The 22,390-nt window shown below is 69.5% G+C and carries 24 protein-coding genes; 12 read left to right on the forward strand and 12 right to left on the reverse strand.

Annotated features, from left to right (window positions below):
• Complete coding sequence (locus ABD235_RS14765) at nt 1-816, reverse strand: SDR family NAD(P)-dependent oxidoreductase (RefSeq protein WP_344174430.1); 816 nt, start codon at nt 814-816, stop codon at nt 1-3.
• A complete protein-coding gene (locus ABD235_RS14770) occupies nt 813-2,618 on the reverse strand; it encodes a hypothetical protein (protein WP_344174433.1) in 1,806 nt (601 codons plus the stop codon). Before ABD235_RS14770 ends, ABD235_RS14765 begins: the two co-directional genes overlap by 4 nt.
• A gap of 93 nt (nt 2,619-2,711) precedes the next feature.
• On the opposite strand from ABD235_RS14770, the gene ABD235_RS14775 reads away from it, so the two are divergent.
• On the forward strand, nt 2,712-3,476 hold the full coding sequence (locus ABD235_RS14775) for a MerR family transcriptional regulator (RefSeq protein ID WP_344174436.1): 765 nt from the start codon (nt 2,712-2,714) through the stop codon (nt 3,474-3,476).
• Here ABD235_RS14775 and ABD235_RS14780 read toward each other — a convergent pair.
• Entirely contained in the window at nt 3,473-4,465 is a 993-nt protein-coding gene (locus ABD235_RS14780; protein ID WP_344174439.1) for an aldo/keto reductase, read from the reverse strand. The two genes, ABD235_RS14775 and ABD235_RS14780, sit on opposite strands and share 4 nt — an antisense overlap.
• Before the next feature lie 109 nt (nt 4,466-4,574).
• Between ABD235_RS14780 and ABD235_RS14785 the strand changes: the two genes are divergently transcribed.
• On the forward strand, nt 4,575-6,086 hold the full coding sequence (locus tag ABD235_RS14785) for a fibronectin type III domain-containing protein (RefSeq protein ID WP_344174440.1): 1,512 nt from the start codon (nt 4,575-4,577) through the stop codon (nt 6,084-6,086).
• A 112-nt stretch (nt 6,087-6,198) separates the two neighbouring features.
• Here the strand turns inward: ABD235_RS14785 and ABD235_RS14790 are convergent, their stop codons facing one another.
• From ABD235_RS14790 to ABD235_RS14800, 3 genes are read right to left on the reverse strand one after another with little or no spacing between them, the layout of a single operon-like run.
• Nucleotides 6,199-6,366 carry a hypothetical protein gene (locus tag ABD235_RS14790; protein ID WP_344174442.1) on the reverse strand — a complete coding sequence of 56 codons (168 nt, stop codon included), beginning with the start codon at nt 6,364-6,366 and terminating at the stop codon, nt 6,199-6,201.
• The gene (locus ABD235_RS14795; protein ID WP_344174445.1) at nt 6,363-7,658 is read right to left on the reverse strand and encodes a hypothetical protein; all 1,296 of its coding nucleotides are present in this window, start codon (nt 7,656-7,658) and stop codon (nt 6,363-6,365) included. The genes ABD235_RS14790 and ABD235_RS14795 overlap by 4 nt, the downstream gene beginning before the upstream one ends.
• Before the next feature lie 40 nt (nt 7,659-7,698).
• Nucleotides 7,699-9,147 (reverse strand): flavin-containing monooxygenase, encoded by a 1,449-nt coding sequence (locus tag ABD235_RS14800; protein ID WP_344174447.1) that lies wholly within the window; start codon nt 9,145-9,147, stop codon nt 7,699-7,701.
• A 66-nt stretch (nt 9,148-9,213) separates the two neighbouring features.
• On the opposite strand from ABD235_RS14800, the gene ABD235_RS14805 reads away from it, so the two are divergent.
• The 5 genes from ABD235_RS14805 to ABD235_RS14825 all read left to right on the forward strand — a co-directional run bounded on the left by ABD235_RS14805 (nt 9,214) and on the right by ABD235_RS14825 (nt 13,300).
• Complete coding sequence (locus ABD235_RS14805; protein WP_344174449.1) at nt 9,214-9,837, forward strand: TetR/AcrR family transcriptional regulator; 624 nt, start codon at nt 9,214-9,216, stop codon at nt 9,835-9,837.
• 69 nt (nt 9,838-9,906) lie between these two features.
• Nucleotides 9,907-10,806, forward strand: a complete 900-nt coding sequence (locus tag ABD235_RS14810; RefSeq protein WP_344174451.1) for an ABC transporter ATP-binding protein — start codon at nt 9,907-9,909, stop codon at nt 10,804-10,806.
• Nucleotides 10,803-11,537: an ABC transporter permease gene (locus ABD235_RS14815; protein WP_344174453.1), complete on the forward strand. Its 735-nt coding sequence runs from the start codon at nt 10,803-10,805 to the stop codon at nt 11,535-11,537. Before ABD235_RS14810 ends, ABD235_RS14815 begins: the two co-directional genes overlap by 4 nt.
• Before the next feature lie 24 nt (nt 11,538-11,561).
• A complete protein-coding gene (locus ABD235_RS14820) occupies nt 11,562-12,695 on the forward strand; it encodes a histidine kinase (protein WP_344174455.1) in 1,134 nt (377 codons plus the stop codon).
• Nucleotides 12,692-13,300 carry a response regulator transcription factor gene (locus ABD235_RS14825; protein WP_344174458.1) on the forward strand — a complete coding sequence of 203 codons (609 nt, stop codon included), beginning with the start codon at nt 12,692-12,694 and terminating at the stop codon, nt 13,298-13,300. Before ABD235_RS14820 ends, ABD235_RS14825 begins: the two co-directional genes overlap by 4 nt.
• Here ABD235_RS14825 and ABD235_RS14830 read toward each other — a convergent pair.
• Nucleotides 13,297-14,088 (reverse strand): aminoglycoside adenylyltransferase domain-containing protein, encoded by a 792-nt coding sequence (locus ABD235_RS14830; protein ID WP_344174460.1) that lies wholly within the window; start codon nt 14,086-14,088, stop codon nt 13,297-13,299. The genes ABD235_RS14825 and ABD235_RS14830 overlap by 4 nt on opposite strands.
• A gap of 82 nt (nt 14,089-14,170) precedes the next feature.
• Between ABD235_RS14830 and ABD235_RS14835 the strand changes: the two genes are divergently transcribed.
• Nucleotides 14,171-15,268 (forward strand): sulfite oxidase, encoded by a 1,098-nt coding sequence (locus ABD235_RS14835; RefSeq protein WP_344174462.1) that lies wholly within the window; start codon nt 14,171-14,173, stop codon nt 15,266-15,268.
• Nucleotides 15,269-15,359: 91 nt separating this feature from the next.
• Entirely contained in the window at nt 15,360-15,575 is a 216-nt protein-coding gene (locus tag ABD235_RS14840; protein WP_344174464.1) for a cyclin family protein, read from the forward strand.
• A 10-nt stretch (nt 15,576-15,585) separates the two neighbouring features.
• Here ABD235_RS14840 and ABD235_RS14845 read toward each other — a convergent pair whose 3' ends face one another.
• From ABD235_RS14845 to ABD235_RS14860, 4 genes are all read right to left on the reverse strand, one after another.
• Nucleotides 15,586-16,029: a hypothetical protein gene (locus ABD235_RS14845; protein WP_344174466.1), complete on the reverse strand. Its 444-nt coding sequence runs from the start codon at nt 16,027-16,029 to the stop codon at nt 15,586-15,588.
• Between the two features lie 69 nt (nt 16,030-16,098).
• A complete protein-coding gene (locus ABD235_RS14850) occupies nt 16,099-17,526 on the reverse strand; it encodes a multicopper oxidase family protein (protein ID WP_344174468.1) in 1,428 nt (475 codons plus the stop codon).
• On the reverse strand, nt 17,519-17,926 hold the full coding sequence (locus ABD235_RS14855; protein ID WP_344174470.1) for a hypothetical protein: 408 nt from the start codon (nt 17,924-17,926) through the stop codon (nt 17,519-17,521). Before ABD235_RS14855 ends, ABD235_RS14850 begins: the two co-directional genes overlap by 8 nt.
• Entirely contained in the window at nt 17,923-18,318 is a 396-nt protein-coding gene (locus ABD235_RS14860) for a DUF1707 SHOCT-like domain-containing protein (RefSeq protein WP_344174473.1), read from the reverse strand. The genes ABD235_RS14855 and ABD235_RS14860 overlap by 4 nt, the downstream gene beginning before the upstream one ends.
• Nucleotides 18,319-18,637: 319 nt before the next feature.
• On the opposite strand from ABD235_RS14860, the gene ABD235_RS14865 reads away from it, so the two are divergent.
• The 3 genes from ABD235_RS14865 to ABD235_RS14875 are packed head-to-tail and all read left to right on the forward strand — an operon-like array spanning nt 18,638 to nt 20,999.
• Nucleotides 18,638-19,444: an ABC transporter ATP-binding protein gene (locus tag ABD235_RS14865; RefSeq protein WP_344174475.1), complete on the forward strand. Its 807-nt coding sequence runs from the start codon at nt 18,638-18,640 to the stop codon at nt 19,442-19,444.
• On the forward strand, nt 19,441-20,232 hold the full coding sequence (locus ABD235_RS14870) for an ABC transporter permease (protein WP_344174477.1): 792 nt from the start codon (nt 19,441-19,443) through the stop codon (nt 20,230-20,232). Before ABD235_RS14865 ends, ABD235_RS14870 begins: the two co-directional genes overlap by 4 nt.
• Complete coding sequence (locus ABD235_RS14875; protein WP_344174479.1) at nt 20,229-20,999, forward strand: ABC transporter permease; 771 nt, start codon at nt 20,229-20,231, stop codon at nt 20,997-20,999. Before ABD235_RS14870 ends, ABD235_RS14875 begins: the two co-directional genes overlap by 4 nt.
• 29 nt (nt 21,000-21,028) lie before the next feature.
• On the opposite strand, the gene ABD235_RS14880 is transcribed toward ABD235_RS14875, so the two are convergent.
• A complete protein-coding gene (locus ABD235_RS14880; RefSeq protein ID WP_344174482.1) occupies nt 21,029-22,384 on the reverse strand; it encodes an extracellular solute-binding protein in 1,356 nt (451 codons plus the stop codon).
• Nucleotides 22,385-22,390: the final 6 nt, after the last annotated feature.

The raw sequence follows: 22,390 nt of genomic DNA on the forward strand, positions 1-22,390 counted from the left end.
TCATATCTTCCCCAGTCGATCCGTCAGTTCGCCCAGACCACGCCGCCGTTGGTTGGTCCGCGACCGCACGATCCGGTCCGCCACCGACGGCAGGTGCCGCGCCATCGCGACGCCGATCCCGGTCGTCCGCGTCGACGCCCGGTTCCGCGGTGGTCTACGCGCGGCGGCGACGTCCACGATCGTGCCGACCACCTGCGCGACCGTCTCGGCCGGCAGGAACATCCCGAGATCCACCCCACGCGCCAGCGAGGCGTCGTGGATCGGCGTCGGCACGTACCCCGGGTAGATCACGCTGACGTCCAGGTGCCGTCCGTTCTCGATCCGCAGCGCGTCGGCGTACGTGTCGATCGCGCGCTTGGAGACCAGGTACGACGCCGCCAGCGGCAGCGTCACGTACGCAAGCCCCGACGACACGAAGATCACCCGTCCCTTGGCCTCGCGCAACGCAGGCAGCGCGGCCGCCGTCACGCCCCAGCCGGCGAACAGGTTCACCTCGATCACCTTGCGCGCGGTCGCGTCCGGCGCGTCGCCGGCCAGCGCCGGTACGCCGATGCCCGCGTTGTTGATCAGCAGGTCGAGCCCACCGAGCCGACCGATCGCCTCGTCGACCGCCGCCGGGATCAGCTCCGGCTGCGTCAGGTCGCACTCGATCACGTCGTCGCTCTTCCGCAGGTCGAGCCCGACCACCGTCGCGCCGCGCTCCCGCAGCCGCTCGACGGTCGCCGTACCGAAAGCGCCCGCGGCACCGGTGACCAGCGCCCGCTTCCCGGCCAGGTCCCAGGAAGTTCGCCGCACGAACCCGCCCCGGCCCGTCACGCTGTCTCCTTCTCGCGGTCGCCCGAGCTCAAGTACGCCGAACGCATCCGTCCACCTCGAGCCCCACGCCCGACCAACCAGGCAATCCCGAGCAGCTCCAGCACCCCAACCACCGCGAGCAGCGCGTACCCGCCGTTCCACATCCACCGCGGTACGTCGGTCCGCTCCTCGCGCCGCAGCACCTCCTGCTCGCCGATGAACTGGACGGTCTGCCCGTCCGACACCTGGATGGCCGGCTTCTGGATCGCCGCGTCCTCCGGCGCGTAGACCCACGCCGCGACCAGGTCCCGTGAGCCCTGGTGCAGCCGGACCATCGACTTCCACTTCCCGTACATCGGCAGCGGCTCCTCGGACCGATAGACACCGTCGGCAACCTTCTGCAACGGGTGCAGCTCCAGACCGCCGCCCTGCCAGGCCATCGCCTCGAACCAGCGGGCTCCCTCGGCCGCGTCGACCGGGTCGACCTTCACCGTCACGTACGCCGTCGGCTCGGCGCCGGTGGCGACCCGCTCCAGCGAGATCGTTGCCGACACCCCCGGATCGGCCGACCGCGGCACGCAGAAGAACACGACACCCAGGACCGCGACCAGCCCGACCGCGCCGAGTTGATGCGTACGCCGTACGGATGGTTCCGCGCGTACTTCACCCGCGACCTCGGCGTACCGCGTCGCCAGCCAGGCCCCTACCAACCCGGCCCCGATCCCCGCGACCAGCCCGAAACCGAGGGCCGACGGCAGCAGCGCAGCGGGCCAGCGGATCGGCATCCAGATCTGACTCCACCCGTACTCCGCCAGCAGCCCGACCGTGCCGATCAACGCACCCGAGACCGCACCCAGCCGGAAGCGATTCTTGTTGCCGAGGGCAAACGCCGTCAGCTCGACCAGCACCGCTTCGACGATCAGCAACGGGAAGTGCCCGAGGATCTCACCCAGCGGCTGGTCGACCGCCCAGGCGATCCCGCCGCGAATGACCAGGTAGACCGCCAGCGCGCCGAAGGTGCTGAACCGCCCTCTGCGCGCTCGCAGCACCGTGAACGCCAGCGCCGCCCCGAACACGATCAGGATCGGCTGCAGCACCAGCGGGAACTGCGGCACACCGTAGTTGAACTCGGTGCTGAACAGGTCCCACGCGATCAGCAGGGCGCCGACGGCAACGACTTCCTGGAACCGGCGCCGAAGGTTGCCGCCGACAAGTTGTTCCACCTCGGCCGAGGCCAGCAGCCGCGCGAAGATCGACAGCACCACGCCGCCGATCATCAGCAGGTGCGTCGGCCCCCAGAGCGTGACGTCCTCACCGAACAGCCGGTGCCACACGTCGTCCAGCGGGAAGCCGACCAGCGCGAAGGTGCCGCACACGGTGACCAGCGCCGCGCTGCACGGGATCCGCCAGCCCGCGGTCAGCTTGATCGTCCGGGCCGGCAACGGCTTGCGGGCGAGCGCGATCGGCAGCACGCCGGACACGATCACACCGAGGATGCCGAAGAAGATCGGGTAGTGCGCCGGCGTACCGAACGGGCCGGTGTCGCGGCCCTTGTCGATGTGCACCGCGATGTCCCACCAGACGCCGAAGGCGCAGGACAGCAGCGAGACGGCGTGCAGGTACGGCGTGAGCGCGGCCCATCGGGGGACTCCGTCCAGTCTCCCGATGGTGTCCGCGAGACGCCCTACCAGCGTGGCGTGCCCGGTCCGTTCGCGCCACAGCAGCACGGCGAGTGCGACGTACATCAGGCCGACCAGGCCGGTGACGATCGCGATCTGGTCGAAGCTCGCGGTGCCGGTCGAGGCGGCCAGTGGGACGGTCATCGCGTCGCTCCTGGGGATCGGCGGAACACAAGGCATGCGCCATGAAGGATGTTACATAGGACATGTAACGTCGAGTCTGGAAGACTGTCAAGGGTGGAGGGACAGCAGGCCGCACCGGCCACCGAGGAGTACACGGTCGACCAGCTCGCCGCGAAGGTGGGCATGACCGTCCGGAACGTGCGCGCGTACGCCGGACGCGGGCTGATCCCCCCGCCGCGCCTGGTCGGCCGCACCGGTTACTACGGCGCCGACCACGTGGCGCGCCTCACGCTGGTCCGCGAGCTGCTCGACAAGGGCTACACGCTGGCCGCGGTCGAGCGGATGATGAGCGAGCTGCCCGACGGCGCGCTCGCGCTCGGCGTCTTCGAGACCCTGGTCAGCCCGTGGACCCCGGCCGAGCCCGAGGTGATCACCGAGCAGCAGCTGGCCGAGCGGGCCGGCATCCCGCACGACGCCGCGACGATCGACAAGCTGATCGCGCTGGGCATCGCCGAACGCGTCGAGGACGACCGCCTCCGCATCCCGAACCCGGACCTGCTCCGGACCGGCCTGGAGGTGATCAAGCTCGGCGTACCGCTGGACGCGATCTTCGAGATGCTGCCCAAACTCTTCGAGCAGGCCGACCAGGTCGCCAAGATCTACGTCGAGCTGTTCCGCGGCACGGTCTGGCGCCAGTTCGCCGACGCGGGCCTGCCCGCCGAGGGCTGGCCCGAGATCCAGCGCACGCTCGAGAACATCATCCCGCTGGCCGGTCAGGCCCTGGTCGCCGCCTTCCGCGAGTCGATGGGCCGCGAGATCGAGATCGCGGCGTACGAGGAACTCGGCCTCCCACCCAACGACCTGCCGTCCACCGGCTAGCCCCGGCGTACGAACTGCGGCATCCGCAGGATGTTGTGCGGGTACGGCAACGGCTTCTCCCCCGCCTCGGTCAGTCGCCGCATCTGCTCGTCGTCGAGTGCCCAGCCGGTCGCGCCGAGGTTGTCGGCCAGCTGCTCGGGCGTCCGTACGCCGATGATCGGCGCGGTCAGTCCCGGCCGCTGCATCACCCAGCGCAGCGCGACCTGTGCCGGAGTCCTCCCGGTCTCGTCCGCGACCGCCAGCAGTGTGTCGATCACCCGCCAGGTCCGGTCGTTGTCGTGCGCGGCCCAGTCGTCGTCGTTCGAACGGGAGCCGGCCGGAGGCCCGCCGGCCTCCTTCGTGTACTTGCCCGACAGCCAGCCGCCCGCCAGCGGACTCCACGCGATCACGCCGGCGCCCTCGTTCAGCGAGACCGGGATCAGGTCGAGCTCGGCGTCGCGGTCGAGCAGGTTGTACAGCGGCTGCAGGCTCACGTACGGCTCGAGCCCGCGATGCCTCGACAGGTCGATCGCCTTCTGGAACTGCCAACCGGTCAGGTTGCTCGCGCCGATGAACCGGACCTTCCCGCTGCTCACCAGCGCGTCGAGCGTCGTCAGGGTCTCCTCCAACGGCGTCGCGTCGTCCCAGACATGGATCTGGTAGAGGTCGATGAAATCCGTACCGAGCCGGCGCAGGCTCGCCTCCACACCGGCCATCACGTGCTTGCGCCCCGCGCCGCGCACCGGCAGCCCCGGCGCCGCTTCGCCGTACACCTTGGTCGCGATCACCAGCTCGTCACGGTCCTTGGTCTTCAGCCAGCTCCCGACGATCTCCTCGGACCGCCCGCTCGAGTAGGTGTCCGCGGTGTCGACGAAGGTCCCACCCGCCTCGACGAACGTGTCCAGCATCCGGTGCGCCGTCGGCTCGTCGGTCCCGGGCCCGAACGTCATCGTGCCGAGGCAGAGCTCGCTGACCTGCAGGCCGGTCCGGCCGAGAAAGTTCTTGTCCATCGACCCAGCCAACATCCTGGAGCGCGCTCCAGGTCAAGGCCCCGATTCACCAAAAGCCTGAACGCACAGTTAGCGTAGGGTCGCACACCGTGAATCTCCGAGGACGGTCATGAAGAAGCTTGTTCTGGTCACCGTGACCGTCGCCGCCGTGATCGCGGCCGCGCTGATCCCGTCGGGCCCGCCGGTCGAGGCCGCGTCGCCGGGGTTCGGGTCGGCGATCTCGGCCGTGGCGCGGCCGACGTGGCAGACCGACGACAGCGTCAACGCGCTCGCGTCCGCGGGCAACGTCGTGTACGCCGGCGGCCTGTTCACCCGGATCCGCCCCAGCGGCAAGGCGATCGGGCAAGGTGAGGCGATCCGTCCGTACGTCGCGTCGTTCAACCGGACGACCGGCGCGCCGAGCGGCTGGGCCCCGCGGCTGAACGGCGCGGTCTGGGCGATCGCGACCAGCGCCGACGGCAAGTGGGTGGTGATCGGCGGCGACTTCACCAGCATCGACGGCGTACCGCGCAACCGGGTCGCGATGTTCAACGCGGCCAACGGCCGACTCACCAGCTGGAATCCCTCGGTCAGCTACCGGGTCTCCGCGCTCGCGATCTCCGGCAACACCGTCTACCTGGGCGGTTCCTTCGGCCGGGTCGCCGGTACGACGCGCAACCGGCTCGCCGCGGTCTCCCTCAACGGCGCCCTGCTGCCCTGGAACCCGAACGCCGACGACGACGTGCACGCGATCGACCTCACCGACGACGGGAAGCGCATCTTCGTCGGCGGCGGCTTCACGAAGGTCGGCGGCGGCAACCACTACGCGCTGGCGATGCTGAACCTCACCAACGGCCGCGCGTACGCGATGCCCGCGGCCGCCGCGATCCCACCGCCGACCGACGAGTGCGTCAGCCGGGTCAAGGACATCGACACGCTCGGCAACCGCGTCTACGTCGCGAACGCCGGCAGCGGCACCGGCTGCTACGACGGCGTACTGGCCGCCGACGCCACGAGCGGCAAGCTCGTCTGGCAGAGCAAGTGCCTGGGCGCGACCGAGGCGATCAAGGCGCTGGGCGGCTGGCTCTACAAGGGCTCGCACGCGCACGACTGCCGCAAGGACGGCAGCTTCGGCGACGGCGCCGGCATCCGCCACCTGCTGGTCGAGAGCACGGCCAACGGCAAGTTCGGCCCCTGGTTCCCGAACACCGACGTCGGCGGTACGACGGAGGTCGGCCCGCTCGCGTTCGCCTCCGGCGGCAACGACCTGTGGGTCGGCGGCGACTTCACCAAGGTGAACGGCAAGCCCCAGCAGGGCCTGACCCGTTTCACCAACGCCGCCGGCGGCGCCCAGCCGGCCCGCCCGGCCGCCCCGAAGGTCGCCAGCCCGGCCCGCGCCCGGACCACCGTGACCTTCCCGGCCGTCGTCGACACCGACAACATCACGCTGACCTACACCCTGTACCGCGGCAAGACGAAGCTCGGCACCTGGACGCGCAACTCGTACCCGTGGACCCGCCCGACGGTCGCCACGTTCACCGACACCGGCGTCAAGAGCGGCCAGACCCCGTCGTACCACGTGGAGGTCACCGACGGCCGCAGCCGCACCAAGAGCGCGTCCGCGGCCGTCAGGGTCCGTTGACTCAGAAGTCGCGGTTGCTCATCGCGGCACCTCCCTCCCGTCGCGCAGCAGTGTGATCAGCCGCGCGACGGGGGCTCAAGCCTTTCCGGGACCCTCGAAAGGCTTGCCGCCGCTAGCCTCCGCGACGGTCGGCCGGGAGGTCGCCCAGGTCCGCGTCCCAGTCGTCGTCCTCGACGTCGGCTTCGTTGCGGCGGGCGATGCGGACGAACGCGGCGATCAGCAGAACCGGTCCGAGGAACATCGCCAGCTCGGGGATGCCACCCAGGTGCAGCGCGATCATGAGGCGGTCACCAGCGCGATCCCGCCGGCGGTGAAGGCGACCATCGCCGCCAGCATCGGGTACTGCGCGCGCCGCAGCTGCCGGCGCCGGAACAGCCCGGCCGCGCGATCGTGCGCGGACACGACCCCGAGTACGTGTCCGAGCACGATCGCGCCGATCTGGACCCCGGCGATCACCCCGGTCCCCAGCAGGCCGTAGTCGATCCCGGCCTGCCCGGTCCCGAGCAGGTCCCAGCCGCGACCGAACGGATCGGTCGCGAGCAGGACACCATCCTGCCCCTGGAACACCGCGAACGAGAAGTAGTGCGCCACGGCGTACCCGATCGCGATCGGCACCAGCGAGTGCGCGAACGCGCCCGGCAGGCCGGCGTTGCCCAGGGCACCGGGTCGCACCCGCGCGGAACCGGTCGCCCGCGCCGCGCCGACGAACAACGCGATCACGACCGCCACGGCGACCAGCAACCCCACCGTGTGCACGGCAACATGATCGAGCTGCCCGGTCGCCGAGGTCCACACCGACCAGCGCGAGATCCCGTCGAAAGCCGTTGACCCGAGCAACAAACACAACAACCCGACCAGTCCCGGCTCCTGCGGCAGCGTCGCCAGCCCGGCCAGCGGGTTGCGCAGCACCAGCCAGCGATCGGCGCCGCGACCGAGAGGGCTCAGTCGCGCCAGCACTTCGGCGTACACCTCGAAGCTGTCCCCGACCGCGAACCAGCGCGGTCCGTAGACGATGCCTGCGGCAACATTCACCAGCGCGTACGCCGTGACGAAGACCGCGACCACCAGTGGGTCGGATCCCTGCGGGTACGCCAACTCGAGCCAGAGGAATCCGAAGAGCCCGGCCACTGCCGGCCAGTACGCGATCCCGTCCGGCAACTTCCGCGGCGAAGGACGTGGGACGAGCGCCGCGAGCGTGCGCAACGGATTGGCCAGCCGCCACACCGGTCCGCAGAGCAGCGAGACCGGGATGATCCCGACCCAGATCCCCACGTACAGCCAGGTCGGCGCCGGGTTGAGCGTCGGCGACGTACTGCCGAACCACGCGGCGCCGAGCAGGAAGGTCAGCGCGAGAACACCCAGGATCTTGAGGGCCCACCGGACGACTCGGGAATCGACCAACCACGTGAGGGCGACCAGCGGCGTACCGGAAGCCACCTCGAAGCGCGGCTTCGACCAGAACGCCGCCAGCGCGAAGAACGACACGGCGACGGCGGCGGCCGCCGAGTAGATCGCCAGCCACAGCGGGACCGGCAGGTCCCCGCGCCCGCCGATTCCGTGCAACGGGATCATGGTCCCGAATGTAACACGACCTATGTCACATAGCGAGTGTTCAGTTCACCAGGTACTGCTCCCGGTCGAACCGCCGGGTCAGCTGCCGGAACCGGAAGGTGAACGACGGCCAGAGCGTCGTGTTGCGCCCCTGCGCGTCGAGGTACCAGCTCGTGCACCCACCGCGCGTCCACACCGTGTTCCGCATCGAGGAGCGCACGCCGTCGACGAACGCCCGCTGCACCTCCGGCCGCACCTCGACCTGCCGCAGTCCCTCCGCGTCCATCGTCTTCAGCGCGTCGAGGATGTACGCGATCTGCGATTCGATCATGAACACCATCGAGCTGTGCCCGAGGCCGGTGTTCGGGCCGATCAGCAGGAAGAAGTTCGGGAAGCCGGCGACCGCCGTACCGAGGTGCGCCTCCATCCCGTCGGCCCAGGCGTCGCGCAACGACTGCCCGTCCCGGCCGTAGAGCATGTCCATCACCGGCAGGTCGGTGACCCGGAATCCGGTGCCGTAGATGATCGTGTCGACCTCGTGCTTCACGCCGTCGTCGGTGACGATTCCGGTCGGCGTCACCTCGGTGATGCCTTCGGTGACCACCTCGACGTTGGGCCGCGCGACCGCCGGGTAGTAGTCGTCGGAGATCAGCACCCGCTTGCAGCCGAGCGTGAAGTCGGGCGTCAGCTTTGCCCGCAGCTCGGGGTCACGGACCTGCTTCTCGAGGTGCTTCTCGGCCACCTTCTGGGCCTGCTTCATGATCCCGGGCAGCTTGGCGAACCCGAGCACCATCGACTCGCGCCCCCAGTAGATCCCGGTCCGGACCGCCTTCTGCACCAGGGGAAACGCGCGGAAGACCGCCTTCTCCAGGCGGCTGATCTTGCGGTCCGGCCGCGGCATCACCCACGGCGGCGTGCGCTGGAACAGGTGCAGCTCCTCGACCTCCGGCTGGATCGCCGGCACGAACTGGATCGCCGACGCGCCGGTCCCGATCACCGCGACCTTGCGGCTGCTCAGGTCGAGCTCGTGGTTCCACTGCGCCGAGTGGAACACCTCGCCCTCGAACAAGTCGATCCCGTCCAGCTTCGGGTACGACGGCTCAGCCAGCGGGCCCATCCCGGACAGCAGGATCTCGGCGGTGAAGTCGCCCTGGTCGGTGTGGATCAGCCAGTGATCGTCGACCCAGTGCGCGGTCTGTACGGCGTGGCCGAAGCGGATGTGCGGGCGCACCCGGAAGCCGTCGGTGACCTGGCGCAGGTACGCCTCGATCTCGGGCTGCGGGGAGAACGTGCTCGACCAGTCCGGGTTCGGCGCGAACGAGAACGAGTACAGGTGCGAGGGGACGTCGCAGCGGCAGCCCGGGTAGGTGTTGTCCCGCCAGGTCCCACCGACGTCCTGGGCCCGCTCGAGCACCACGAAGTCGTCGTACCCGGCCTGCTTGAGCCGGACCGCCATCCCGATTCCCGCGAAGCCGGTGCCGATCACGACGATCCGGTGGTTCTGCAGCATGGTCTCGCCCTTCGTCCGAAGAACTTACTCCCAGTAAGTTACTCCAGGTCAGTTAGACTCGGCAAGGTGACGACGACCACGGACGGCGTCCCGGTGAAGCGCAAGCGCGACCGGGCCGCGCGCGAGCGTGAGATCCTCGACGCCGCCGAGCGGATCTTCGGCGACCGCGGCTACCAGGGCACCTCGATGGACGAGATCGCGGCCGAGGTCGGTGTCTCGAAGCCGCTGATCTACCAGTACTACGGCTCAAAGGACGGCCTGTTCCTCGCCTGCCTGTCCCGCCTGCGCGCCCAGCTCCTCGATGCCGTCTCCGAGGCCGTCCTCGCCGCCGCGGATGCCGAGCAGGCCATGTACGCCGGGTTCGTCGCGTGGTTCCAGTTCCTCGACGACCACCCCCGCGCCTGGTCGGTGATCGTCGACGAGGGCATGCTCTCGGCCGGCCCGGCCGCCCAGGCCGCCGACGAGGTCCGCGCCGACTTCGTCGAGCTGATCGCCACCATGGTTCGCCTCAACGCGCCGTCGACCATCGACGACGAGGAGATCCAGATCGTCGCCCAGACCATCTCCGGCGCCACCGAACGCCTCGCCATCTGGCGCACCCGCACCGACACCCCGCCGTCGGCGGACAAGACGGCCCGCACCCTGCAGGACCTGCTGTGGCAAGGCCTGCACACGTTGCGCGAGAGCTGACACATGTCATAGGTACGTCGTGACGCTCGATCCAGGGCCGCAACGGCTCCGGACCTGAGCATGGTGAGTATGACGACAACGACTGCGGTCACCCTCAGCGGAGTGACCAGGAGGTACGGCGAAGTGCAGGCCGTGGCCGGGGTGGACCTCACGATCCGGTCGGGCGAAGTCGTGGCACTGCTCGGCCCGAACGGCGCCGGGAAGTCCACCACGCTGGAGATCCTGCTCGGTCTGGTCCGGCCCGACCAGGGCAGCGTCCAGCTCTACGGCCAGTCCCCCGCGGACGCGATCGCGGCCGGCCAGGTCGGCGTGATGCTGCAGAGCGGCGGGATCATCGAGGACGCGAAGGTCGGCGAGCTGCTCGACCTGGTCGCCGGGCTGCACAAGGACCCGCTGCCGGTCACCGCCGCGCTGGAGCGGGCCGGGATCGCCGATCTCGCCGGCCGCAAGCTGAAGGCGCTGTCGGGCGGGCAGAAGCAGCGGGTCCGGTTCGCGATGGCGATCGTCCCGCAGCCCGACCTGATCGTGCTCGACGAGCCGACCACCGGGATGGACGTCGAGTCCCGGCGCGACTTCTGGGCCGCGATGCACGCCGAGACCGCGCGCGGCCGGACCGTGCTGTTCGCGACCCACTACCTGGAAGAGGCCGACGCGTACGCCGACCGCGTGGTGCTGATGCGGGCCGGCAAGATCGTTGCCGACGGCACCGCCGCGCAGATCAAGGCGAGCGTGTCGGGCCGGACCATCCGGGCCACGGTGCCCGGTGCCGACCTGGCCACGCTGGCGACGCTGCCCGGCGTACGGAACGTCGAGACGCGCGGCGACGTGGTGCTGCTGCAGTGCGCGGACTCCGACGACACGCTGCGGTACCTGCTGGCCAACACGCCGGCCCACGACATCGAGATCACCTCCGCCGACCTCGAGGACGCGGTTCTCGCCATCGGCGCCCAGCAGGAGAGTGCGGCATGAACCTCGACTACCTGAAGTTCGACATCAAGCGGACCCTGCGCAACCGGCGCGTGCTGATCTTCGCCGTTTTGATGCCGCTGGTGCTGTTCCTGATCTTCGGCGCCACGCTGCACACGAGCGACTCCGAGGGCGGGATCTCCGCGATCGCCTACGTGATGGTCTCGATGGCCATGTTCGGCTCGATGAACGCGGCGATGAGCAGCGGCGGCGTGATCGCGATGGAACGCGACGGCGGCTGGAACCGCACTCTGCGCCTGACCCCGCTCAAGCCCCAGGCGTACGTCGCGTCGAAGGTCATCCTGTCGCTGCTGCTCGCGGTGCCGCCGCTGCTCGTGGTCTTCGTCGCCGGCATGGTCATCGGCCACGTCGACCTGAGCGCCGGTCAGTGGATCACGGTCGCGCTGGTGTCCTGGCTCGGTGCGCTGCCGTTCGCCGGTCTCGGCCTGGTGATCGGGTACGTCGCCAAGCCGGACAGCGTGCAGCCGATCACCGGTCTGACGACGATGCTGATCGCGGCCTTCGGCGGGCTCTGGCTGCCGATCGAGCAGATGCCGCACCTGATGAAGACGATCGCGCAGCTGACCCCGGCGTACTGGACCGGCCTCAGCTCGCGCAGCGCGCTGACCGAGAGCGGGCTGGACATGCACGCCGTCCTGATCGTGCTGGTGTGGACCGTGGTGCTCGGTGCGATCGGGCTGCGCCGGTTCCGCGCGGACACGGCCCGGGCCTGATCCGAGCGGGTTACCGTGACGACTGTGAGCAGCAAGCAACAGCCCCTGCTGGAATCGCTGGCCGACCGCGACCGGACCCGGAAGGGACGGTCGTGGCGCTGGCTGGCCGGCGGGGTCTGGCTGTTCTACCTCGGCAGTCCGCTGCAGGAGATTCTCCGGCACAGTGACGGCGCCGCCCGGGTGGTCGGCGTGGTCGCGCTGCTGGCCTTCGCCACGGGCTACATGGCCTTCTTCATCTGGATGCGGCAGGTCGCCTGGCGGGAGGGCGGCCTGCCCCTCTGGAAGCGGTACGCGTACCTGGTCGGGCTGCTCGCCCTGGCCTCGCTGATGCTGCCGGCTGCCGGGCAGACAGCGCTGACGACGCTGGTCTACATCACCGCGATCTCGATGGTGATGCTGGACCTTCGGCAGGCGATCGCCGTCACCGTCGTGATCCTGGGCGGTGCGGAGCTGTCGATGCGGCTCGTTCCCGGCTGGCACGACGACAGCAGCTACGGCCTGGCGATCTTCCTCGCCGCGCTGGCCGTGTTCGGGATGCGGCGCGCGATCCAGCGCGGAATGGAACTGTCGGTCGCCCGCCAGGACTTCGCCGAGCTGGCCGTCCAGGAGGAACGCAACCGGTTCGCCCGGGACCTGCACGACATCCTCGGCCACTCGCTGACGGTGATCACGGTCAAGGCCGAGCTGGCCGGGCGCCTGATCGCCGCGAACCCTGCGCGGGCGGCCGTGGAGGTCGCGGACGTCGAGCAGCTCGCCCGCGCGGCGCTGGCCGACGTACGGGCTGCTGTCGCCGGTTATCGCGAGCTGAGCCTGGCCGGTGAGCTGGTGTCCGCCCGGGCCGCTTTGGAAGCGGCCGAGATCCGTGCCGATCTGCCGACGACGGTGGACGATGTGCCCGAGTCCCACCGCGAGCTGTTCGCCTGGGTGGTCCGCGAGGGCGTCACGAACGTCGTACGGCACTCGGAGGCTCGGAAGTGCACCGTTCGGATCAGTGCGCAACACATTGAAGTACTCGACGACGGCCGGGGACCGACGACTTCGCCAGGTGGTCACGGACTGATCGGACTGCGTGAGCGAGCCGACCTGGTAGGAGCGACCCTCTCCGTCGGCCAGGCGCCGGGTGGCGGGTTCCGGCTGGCTGTCAGAGTGGGCCCGTGAGCATCCGACTGCTGATCGCCGACGACCAGGCGCTGGTCCGCGGCGCCCTCGCCGCCCTGCTCGATCTCGAACCCGATCTCGAGGTCGTCGCCGAGGTCGGCCGCGGCGACGAGGTCCTGGAGGCGGCTCGTACGTCGAAGCCCGACGTCGCCCTGCTCGACGTCGAGATGCCCGGTCTCGACGGGATCGAGGCGGCCGCCGCGCTGCGTACCGCCGTACCGGCTGTGCGCATCCTGATGGTCACCACGTTCGGCCGCCCCGGCTACCTGCGCCGCGCGATGGAGGCCGGCGCCGCGGGGTTCGTCGTCAAGGACACTCCCGCCGCCCAACTGGCCGACGCCGTACGCCGGGTGCACCAGGGCCTCCGCGTCGTCGACCCCTCACTGGCCGCCGAGACCCTCGTCGCCGGCACGAGCCCCTTGACGGCCCGCGAGTCCGACGTACTCCGCGCCGCGCGCACCGGCGGAACCGTCGCCGACATCGCCCGCGAGCTGCACCTGTCCGAGGGCACGGTCCGCAACCATCTGTCCTCGGCGATCGGCAAGACCGGCGCCCGGACTCGCGCCGAGGCCGCCCGCATCGCCGTCGACAACGGCTGGCTCTAGCCGACGTACGTCCGGAAGCTCTCCAACGCCTTCACGTCCCACCCATGCCCGTCGGTTCCTCGGTCCTCCGGCGCGACCGGCCGCGCACTCCGATAGCACCTGAGCGCCTGCTCGATCAGCGGCTGGTGCTCTTCGGGCAGGTTGGCGAGCGCCCACTCGCCGCCTTCGTCCTTGCTCACCACCTGCGGCGCATCGCGCACCATCAGTACGCGGCACGCATTGAGTACGCCGTAGTACGGCTCGGCCACCAGATCCACGTCGTCGAGATCAGCTTCGATCGCCCGCAGATACTCGTCGTACGGCACCTCCGCGAACACCTCCACCGCCGGCGGCCCGCTCACGGTCACCCCGCGCGACCTGACGACACTCACATGAGCCGCGAGGTCCGGATCGACGCCCGGCCCGGCGTACTTTCCCGCGAGGATCTTCTCCGTCCAGTAGGCGGAGTAGTGCACCTCGTACTGCCGCGTCCCCTCCGCGGCCTGTTGCTCGGTCAGCACCGACAGCTCCAGATCCCCGAGCATCGGCCGCGCCTTCGACCGCTCCGCGAGCACCCGCGCCGCGCGCTCCCGCTGCCGCGCCGGCAACGTCCCGGGCACCACGACGAGCAGATCCACGTCACTCTTCGCCCGGTAGAAGCACCCCATCGCCAGCGAGCCGTGCACGTACACCCAGCTCGGCTGCAGGCCGGTCGCCGCGATTGCGTCCTCGACGTACTGCCTGAGGTCGGCGTCGCAGTCGGTCCACGACTGCGCACGGTCACGAGGGTGCGGTACGTCGTACGCCATCCTCCGACGGTAGCGAGGTCGTGCTCTTGCGTTTCCCACCGCCGCGCGGCTTAGGCTGATCCCCAGGGGAAGGGAAGTTGCCATGACGATCGAACAGTTCAGTACCAAGGGTCGCCTGGCCGACGTCGGCGAGGGCATCACCGCCGACGAGCTCCAGCTGGCCGCGCGCAACCACGGGATCCCGCTGGAGGCGTTGCGCTACGACCTGACCCCACCGGGGCTGCACTACGTGCTGGTGCACTACGACATCCCGCTGACCAACGCGTACGAGTGGCGCCTGACCGTGGGTGGTTGTGTCGAGCAACCGATCGACTTCGGCCTGACCGAGCTGCGCGCGATGGGTCGCCAGACGGTCCGGGTCACGCTGGAGTGCGCGGGCAACGGGCGCGCGAACCTCGATCCCCGCCCGATCAGCCAGCCGTGGCTGATGGAGGCCGTCGGCACCGCCGAGTGGACCGGCGTACCGCTGGCCGCTCTGCTGGAGGCCGCCGGGATTCGTGAGGACGCCGTCGACGTGGTCTTCACCGGCGCCGACCACGGCGTCGAGCGCGGCGTCGAGCAGGACTACCAGCGCGGTCTGTCGGTCGCCGAGGCCCTCGACTCCAACGCCCTGGTCGCCTGGGAGATGAACGGCATGCCGCTCCCACCCCAGCACGGCTACCCGCTACGCCTGGTCGTCCCCGGCTGGTACGGCATGGCGAGCGTGAAGTGGCTCCGCTCGATCGAGCTCGTCGACAAGCCCTTCACCGGCTACCAGAACGCCGTTGCCTACCGCATCCGCACCGAACCCGACGAGGCCGGCACCGCCGTCACCCGGATCGAGCCCCGGGCGCTGCTGATCCCGCCGGGCCACCCCGACTTCATGTCCCGCCACCGCTTCGTCCCCGCCGGCGAGGTCACGCTCCAGGGCCGCGCCTGGTCCGGCTGGGCCCCCGTCGACCGCGTCGAGATCAGCACCAACGCCGGCGCCACCTGGCAAGACGCCTCGTTGGATGCCTCCAGCAACGAGGACCTGGCCTGGCGCTCCTTCTCCTACGAGTGGCAAGCCACCCCAGGCGAACACGTCCTCACCGTCCGCGCCCACGACAAGTCCGGCCGAGTCCAACCCATCGAGGCCCCCTGGAACCGAGGCGGCTTCGCCAACAACACCGCCCAACGCCTCACTGTCCTGGTTCAGTAAATCCGCGTGTCGCTCCTGGTGTTCGCCACTGCCCGTCACATCATCAAACAGGGCAACGCACCGATTCCTTCTCCCAGGAGTGATCCGCGCGATGAACGACACAGAGCTCCACCTGCACGCCAGAATCTTCCGCACCGGCACAACTTGGTACGCCGACATCGACGACGCCGGCGACCCCCTCCCGGAAGACCCGTACTGGTACGGCCTCTACGACTCCCAACGAGCCGCCATAGACGCCGCCTGCACCCGAATCGCCGCCCTCCACCGAGGAAAGTGCAACCGCCTCAGCCTGAGCAACTCCGCCTGAACCCAGCGGGCTACTCGACCGGTCTGCGGCGGTGGGTGAAGGTGCCGGACAGGAGTGCGGCCAGTGTCAGCGCGGGGAGGGCTGTGGCGGCGAGGGTGGTGGTGTAGTCGAGCCACGTCGGGGCCCAGTCGGCGGTGGTGATGAGGACTTTGGTGCGGTCGTCCGGGTCGACCACCACCGGGACGTAGGTGTTGGCGGCGGGGAGAGCGAGAAGCTTGTCGGCGCCTTCGAGGTTGGTGGGGGCTCCTGTGTCGGGGTGGCGGACGAGGACTGTGGTGAGTTGGGTGTGAAGGGTGGGGGTGTAGACGGCTACGACTTCCACCTCTCGGACCGGCTGGGTTTCGACGAGGTGCTGGTTGTCGTCGAGGTGGGAGAGGGCGATGGGGGTGATGATCAGGCCCGCCAGGAGGACCGCGAGGGAGGCTGCGGTGCGGAGGGCGGACGGGCAGGTCATCTTTCAGGGATACCGCACGACGCCCGGGTTCGCTTGTTGGGGTGGTGGTTCGACACATAATCGATGCGATTACTCCGGCTGGTTGACCGAGGAGATCCGGTACGGCGTACTGACGCCCTCGTACATGAGGTGGGTCATCAGGCCTTGCGACGCGTGCGGGAGGTTGTGGCAGTGGTCCATCCAGACGCCGGGGTTGTCGGCGAGGAAGGCGATCTCGTAGGTCTCCTTGTCGTCGACCTCCAGGGTGTCCACCCACCAAGGCGTCCCTGACGCTGCGACGCCGTTGCGGGACAGGACGACGGCGTGGTGGCCGTGCAGGTGCATGGGGTGGGACTGGCCGCTGGTGTTGGAGATGGTCATCTTGACCACGTCCCCGGACGCCACCATGAACATCGGAACGTCGGGGAACTTGTGGCCGTTGATCGTCCACCACAGGCCGGGGACGCCGTCGAGGAAGGCGGGCCGGCGGCCGATGCGGTACTCGAACGAGCGGTCGGGATGCGCGACGTCGAGGCCCAGAGCGGCAGGCGTTCCGTAGGTCAGCAGATCGATGGTTGCCGAAGACAAAGATCCGCCAGGCGGATCGACACCGGGAGGTGCGATCACCAGTTGCACGCCGCCGGCATCCAGCCGTACGCCGCCGGCGGGGATCACGACTTCGAAGTCCGCTCGCGCGCCCGCGGCCAGTGGGAACGTGTCGCTGGTGGCTGTCGGGCCGTGGAGGTCACGGCCGTCAACGGCGACGACCTTGAACGGCGCACCGACCAACCCCGTGCGGATCAAGGCGTTGTCGGTGTTGACCACGCGCACGCGCAACGCCGTACCGGCGGCGATGTCGACGCGCGACGACCCGGTCGAGCCGTTGATCGTGCGGCGGTCGTCGTACGTGTGGATGGCCGCGACGAGATCGCGCCCAGGCGATCCGATCACGATCGTCCCGAACAGCCCGTTGCGCACCTGCTCGCTGGAGACCTGGTGCGAGTGGTACCAGTACGTGCCGGCCTGATCCGCCTTGAAGCGATAGACATGCTTGCCACCCACCGGTACGGCGTCCTGCGTGACCCCCGCGACGCCGTCCTCCGCGTTGGGGACGTCGATCCCGTGCCAGTGCAGCGTCGCGCCGTCGGGCACCGACTCGTTGACCAGCGTGACCTCGACCAGATCGCCGACGGCAGCCCGGATCAAAGGCCCGGGCGAGGAGCCGTTCAGCGTGTACCCGTCGACGGACTCACCGGACGCCAACGTGAACGACGACTTCCGTGCGGTCAGCGTCACCGCGACATCTGCGACACCCGTGCGCGGACCCGTGAGGTCCGCGACGCTCGTGCCGCCGTGATGCTGATGACCCGACGCCGCGCCGCCGCCGTAGTCGGCGTACCCCATCTCCACAGCCGAGTACGACGACGGCACGAGGCTGGTCGCCCAGAGGTACGCCAGCGGCACGAGGACCGCCAGCGCCACCCCCAGCGCGATCAACCGCCCACGAAACTCACGCACCGGCAACCACCGGCGTCGAAGCCCGGCGCGACGCCGCACCCGCCACTCCCGCGATCGCCAACCCGTTGATCCCGTGCAGAATCCCCAGCGCCGGAATCCCGAACGACACCACCGCCAGCAGGAACTGCAGCACCACCAGCCCGACCACCACCCCAGCCAGAAGACGCCCGCGCGGTACGTCGGTGAGGAACGAGACGATCAGGAAGATCAACGCGAGCAGCCCGATCGCCGTACCGGCCATGCTGTGGTAGCTCTCGCCGAAGTTGCTGTAGTCGGCCCCGATCGTGGCACCGTCCTCCGCGTCGGCCGCGATGGTGAATCCGGCCAGCGCGATCGACGCCACCTGGAGCACCACCGCGAGCGCGATCAGCGAGGCGAGCGCCCGGTACGCCGTCCTCATGCGTGGCGCCGCTTCTTCACGAACACGACCGCCGCGACGATCAGCAGCAACGGCAGCACCGGCGGATGCCCGCCGCCGACCGCACAGCCGACGGACAGGAGAACAGCAAGAGCCGCCAGAGCCATCAGCAAAGGCAGAGGAACCTTCCGGAAAGGACCCTTGGAAGCCCACGGCGGTCGCTGAGGCGGTTCAGCCCGTACGTCGGCCCGCTGCTGCTCCCCCGGCAGGTCAGCGAACAACCCCGCCAGATCCGCCGCCGTCCTCGCCTGCAGCGCCTGGCTGATCCGTTCGCTGTGCTCCTCGGCAGTCAACCGTCCGGCCTCGTAGTGCTCGCCGAGCCGTCTGACCGCCTCCTCCCGTTCCTGGTCCCCGATCCGCATGTTCTCGTTCATGACACTCCCTCGGTGGTTTGTTGATGCCACCGATCGTGTCCTCCGAGCACCCCTCACCGCGTCGCCTCGGCGGCGACACCTGATCTACCTCCGACGGAGCACAGCAGCCCCCTGACGTAGTACGGCGTACTCCCCAGGGCGTACGCCGACTCAGGGCCGTGCCCAGGGGCGACCCCCGAAAACCCCAGGCGCCCGACGACCGCCCGCGACTAAACTCGTCCGCGGCCGCCCGCCGTCATGTGGGCCGGCTGCCGGCAGACTCCGGCTGCTCCATCGACCCGGCTCCCCAGTCTGCGTGGGCCGGCCCTGGAGGCGTGGCATGTCCGCGATCACCGCGACCCGACTCACCAAGGTCTACAAGTACTCCGAGCAGGAACCCGGGATGAAGGGCGCCCTCAAAGGCCTCGTCAAGCCCGTACGCCGTGAACGCACGGCCGTCGATGCCATCACCCTGACCGTGCCGAAGGGCCAGGTGATCGGCCTGCTCGGCCCGAACGGCGCCGGCAAGACCACCACGATCAAGATGCTCTGCGGCCTGCTCCGCCCGACCGCCGGCGAGCTCGAGGTCCTCGGGCACCAGCCGCACCGACGGTCCTTCGACTTCCTCAGCCGGATCTCGGTCGTGTTCGGCCAGAAGTCGATGCTCTGGTGGGACGTCTCGACGTACGACTCGCTGCTGATCCACCGCGAGATGTACGCGATCCCGAAGGCGACCTTCGACGCGTCCGTCGCCGAGCTGACCGAGCGGCTCGACGTCGCGCACCTGATCAACATCCCGGTCCGCAAGCTCTCACTCGGCCAGCGGATGCGTTGCGAGCTCGTCCTGGCCCTGCTGCACGGCCCGGACCTGCTGTTCGCCGACGAACCGACCGTCGGCCTCGACGTCGTCGCCAAGCTTGCCTTGCGCAACTTCCTGGCCGAGCTGAACCGTGACCACGGGACGACGATCGTGCTGACCAGTCACGACATGAGCGACGTCGCCGCCCTGTGCCAGCGGATCGCGCTGATCGACCACGGCGTGATCGGTTTCGACGGCGATCTCCAGCAGCTCAGGCAGCAAAGCGGACAGCACGAGGACGCCGACCTCGACCAGGTCCTCGCCGCGATGTTCCGGAGCCGCTCGTGACCCGGCAGTTGCGGCTGCTCCGCATCCTGACCGTCCAGGAGGTCCGGATGATGATGAACCACCGCTGGTGGCTCTTCCTGCTCCAGATCGCCAACGTGCTGCCGCCGGCGATCGCGCTCCTGGTCTGGCACGGAGCCATCGCCCAGGGCGCCGACCCGCCGGTCTCCACGTCGTACCTCACGAGCTACCTGGTCCTGGTCAGCGTCGTCGCGATGGTCACGTCGAGCTGGACCTCCGGCTTCCTGGCGTCCTCGATCCGCCTCGGCGGCCTCAACTCCTGGCTCGTCCGGCCCTGCTCGACCCACCTGTCGTACCTCGCCAACAACTCCGCCGAGAAGTTCCTCAAGCTCGGCCTGCTGGCTCCCCCGGTCGTCGTGCTCGGTCTGATCTTCCGCAACGACCTCCGCCTGCCCGGCGAGCCGCAGCGCTGGCTCCTCTTCCTGCCGGCCCTGGTCATGGCCGCCGCGATGACGTTCGCCTTCGACATCCTGATCGGCTCGCTCGCCTTCTGGATGGAAGACATCGCGGCGATCGACCGCCTGCGCTACCTCCTGGCCCGGCTGCTGTCCGGAGGACTGGTCCCGCTCGCGCTCTTCCCGGCGGTCTTCCAGCCGTTCCTCGCCGCGCAGCCTTTCCGCTTCCTCATCTCGTTCCCGCTCGAGGTCCTGCTCGGTACGACGCGCGCAGTCGACTACGCCTACCAAGCGGGCTGGTTCGTCGTCCTCGTCGGCGGCGCTGTCCTGGTCTGGCGACGCGGTCTGCGCGACTACCAAGGAGCCGGAGCATGACGCCCCGGCTGTTCTGGGCCTGCCTGAAGCAGGCGATCCGCCGGGACCTGCAGTTCCGCAGCCAGACCGCGATCAACGCGTTCTCGTCGATCGGCGACCTCGTGCTCGGCGTCGTACCGGTCCTGATCCTGACCGGCGCCGGCGGTGCCGCCTGGACCGGTCCGCTCGCGGTCGTCGTGGTCGGCATCTTCGGCATCTCGACCGGTCTGATGGACTGCTTCGTCCGGCCGAACCTGGCCAAGATGCACGGCTACGTCCGCCAGGGCGATCTCGACCTGATCCTGATCCGCCCGGTCAACGCGCAGGTCTTCGCCACGCTGCGCTGGATGGAGCCCGCCGAGCTCGGCCGCGTCGTGTCCGGCGCGGCGATGGTCGCGGTCGGCCTGCACCTGGCCGACGTCAGGCCCGACGCCGATCTGGTCCTTCAAGCGGTCGCCTGGGCGGTGATCGGCTTCGTCGGGTTCAGCCTGCTCTGGGCCAACCTCGCCTACTCGGCGTTCTGGTTCGAGAGCGCCGAGCCGATCAACGAGATCGCGGCGCAGGTCCGCGAGGCGGGCAAGTACCCGATCAGCTACTTCACCGGCGCCGCCCGGCTCGCCTTGATGACGCTCGCCCCGGCCGGCCTGGTGGCCGCGGTGCCGGTCGAGACCCTGACCGGCACCGCGTCACCTCTGCTGCTCGCTCTCCCGGCGCTCGCCGCCGGACTCCTGCTCACCAGGCTCCACTGGCATCTCGCCAGCCGCCGCTACAGCTCAGCCAGCAGCTGACACAGCGTTTCAGAGGCTGGTACGCCGTTTCAGCTCGCCGCCGAGAGGATCTGGTTCACGTCGTCGTTGGCCTCGGCCAGCGACGCAGGATCCTTCTCGAACGCCATCACCGCGTCCATCGCCGGCACCATCACCGCGCTCACGTCGGCCGCGTTCGGGTTCGCCGGGTACGGGAACACGTCACCCGCCGCCACCGGCTCCAGGAACGGCGTGACGTCCCACCCGTCGGCCTCGAACGCCGCCTTCGCCAGCGGCAGCGACGCCGTCACCGCGGGGAACACGACCCCGGCCTTCGCGACGATGTCCTGCGCCGTCTGCGACCCGAGGAACTTGACCCACGCCCAGGACGCGTCCTTGCGGGTGGAGTCGCCCCAGATCGTGTCCGCCAGCCCGTTCATCATCGACATCCGCTTGCCGTTCGGCCCCTGCGGGAGCCGCGCGAGCTTCGTCTTCACCTGCTTCAGCCCGGCGTACGTCTCCAGCATCCAGGACCCGTTCGGCGTGATGCCGTACTTGCCGGCCCCGAACGCCGTCGTCACGTCGACACCGGACTTGGCCTGCGCGTACGTCGGCATGTAGCCCTTGCTGATCAGCCCGCGCCACCAGGCGATCGTCTCGGTGAACTTCGGGTCGCCGTAGAAGAACTTGGTCCCCCACGGCTCGCCCTCGGAGTACTTCCAGTCGTTGGTCGCGGCGTACCAGCTCCAGCTGGTCTGGCCGTCGGCGCCACCGGCGTCGCCGTACCCGAGCCCGAAGACCTTGATGTTGTCCTTGTCGAACCCGGGCTGGTCCCCGCGCCGGCCCTTGGAGTCGACGGTCAGCCGCGCGACGATCTGCTCGAACGTGCCGCCGTCCTTCGGGTTCCACGTCATCGAGTTCAGCTGGTCGGTGCTGATCCCGGCCGCCTCGGTCAGCGCCGAGTTGTAGAAGTACACCTCGGTGTCGAAGTCCTTCGGCAGTCCGTACCGCTTGCCGTCGGCACCGATCCAGCGGTCGGCCAGACCCTTCTGGTAGATCGACAGGTCGACCCCGTCGCGCTCGACGTACTCGTCCAGCGCGAGCACCTGGCCCTTGTCGGCGAACAGCGGGTACTTCGCCGAGTGCGAGGTGAACACGTCGGGCGCCGTACCGGAGATGAACCCGGTGACGAGCTTGTTCCAGTAGTCGTTCCAGCCGTACTGCTCGATCTTCACGCTGTACTGCGGGTTCTGCTCGTGGAACACCTTCGCGCACTCGGTGTACATCGGCAGCTGGGCCGAGTCCCACAGCCAGTAGATGACCTCGCCGTCGCCGCGGGAGGCGGCTCCGTTGTTGCAGCCGGCCACCGCCGAGGCGGCCAGTCCGGCCAGCGTCCCCTTGAGCAACGTGCGTCGTGAAATGTTCATCCGACC

The sequence above is a fragment of the Kribbella lupini genome, assembly GCF_039529595.1.
Classification (GTDB): Bacteria; Actinomycetota; Actinomycetes; order Propionibacteriales; family Kribbellaceae; genus Kribbella; species Kribbella lupini.

Bases quoted from the DNA above. Each gene is read 5' to 3' on its own strand.
- ABD235_RS14770 (WP_344174433.1), bottom strand. From the start codon at position 2,618: ATGACCGTCCCACTGGCCGCCTCGACCGGCACCGCGAGCTTCGACCAG.
- ABD235_RS14780 (WP_344174439.1), bottom strand. From the start codon at position 4,465: ATGGACAAGAACTTTCTCGGCCGGACCGGCCTGCAGGTCAGCGAGCTC.
- ABD235_RS14785 (WP_344174440.1), top strand. From the start codon at position 4,575: ATGAAGAAGCTTGTTCTGGTCACCGTGACCGTCGCCGCCGTGATCGCG.
- ABD235_RS14790 (WP_344174442.1), bottom strand. From the start codon at position 6,366: ATGATCGCGCTGCACCTGGGTGGCATCCCCGAGCTGGCGATGTTCCTC.
- ABD235_RS14795 (WP_344174445.1), bottom strand. From the start codon at position 7,658: ATGATCCCGTTGCACGGAATCGGCGGGCGCGGGGACCTGCCGGTCCCG.
- ABD235_RS14800 (WP_344174447.1), bottom strand. From the start codon at position 9,147: ATGCTGCAGAACCACCGGATCGTCGTGATCGGCACCGGCTTCGCGGGA.
- ABD235_RS14810 (WP_344174451.1), top strand. From the start codon at position 9,907: ATGACGACAACGACTGCGGTCACCCTCAGCGGAGTGACCAGGAGGTAC.
- ABD235_RS14815 (WP_344174453.1), top strand. From the start codon at position 10,803: ATGAACCTCGACTACCTGAAGTTCGACATCAAGCGGACCCTGCGCAAC.
- ABD235_RS14830 (WP_344174460.1), bottom strand. From the start codon at position 14,088: ATGGCGTACGACGTACCGCACCCTCGTGACCGTGCGCAGTCGTGGACC.
- ABD235_RS14835 (WP_344174462.1), top strand. From the start codon at position 14,171: ATGACGATCGAACAGTTCAGTACCAAGGGTCGCCTGGCCGACGTCGGC.
- ABD235_RS14840 (WP_344174464.1), top strand. From the start codon at position 15,360: ATGAACGACACAGAGCTCCACCTGCACGCCAGAATCTTCCGCACCGGC.
- ABD235_RS14845 (WP_344174466.1), bottom strand. From the start codon at position 16,029: ATGACCTGCCCGTCCGCCCTCCGCACCGCAGCCTCCCTCGCGGTCCTC.
- ABD235_RS14855 (WP_344174470.1), bottom strand. From the start codon at position 17,926: ATGAGGACGGCGTACCGGGCGCTCGCCTCGCTGATCGCGCTCGCGGTG.
- ABD235_RS14860 (WP_344174473.1), bottom strand. From the start codon at position 18,318: ATGAACGAGAACATGCGGATCGGGGACCAGGAACGGGAGGAGGCGGTC.
- ABD235_RS14865 (WP_344174475.1), top strand. From the start codon at position 18,638: ATGTCCGCGATCACCGCGACCCGACTCACCAAGGTCTACAAGTACTCC.
- ABD235_RS14875 (WP_344174479.1), top strand. From the start codon at position 20,229: ATGACGCCCCGGCTGTTCTGGGCCTGCCTGAAGCAGGCGATCCGCCGG.
- ABD235_RS14880 (WP_344174482.1), bottom strand. From the start codon at position 22,384: ATGAACATTTCACGACGCACGTTGCTCAAGGGGACGCTGGCCGGACTG.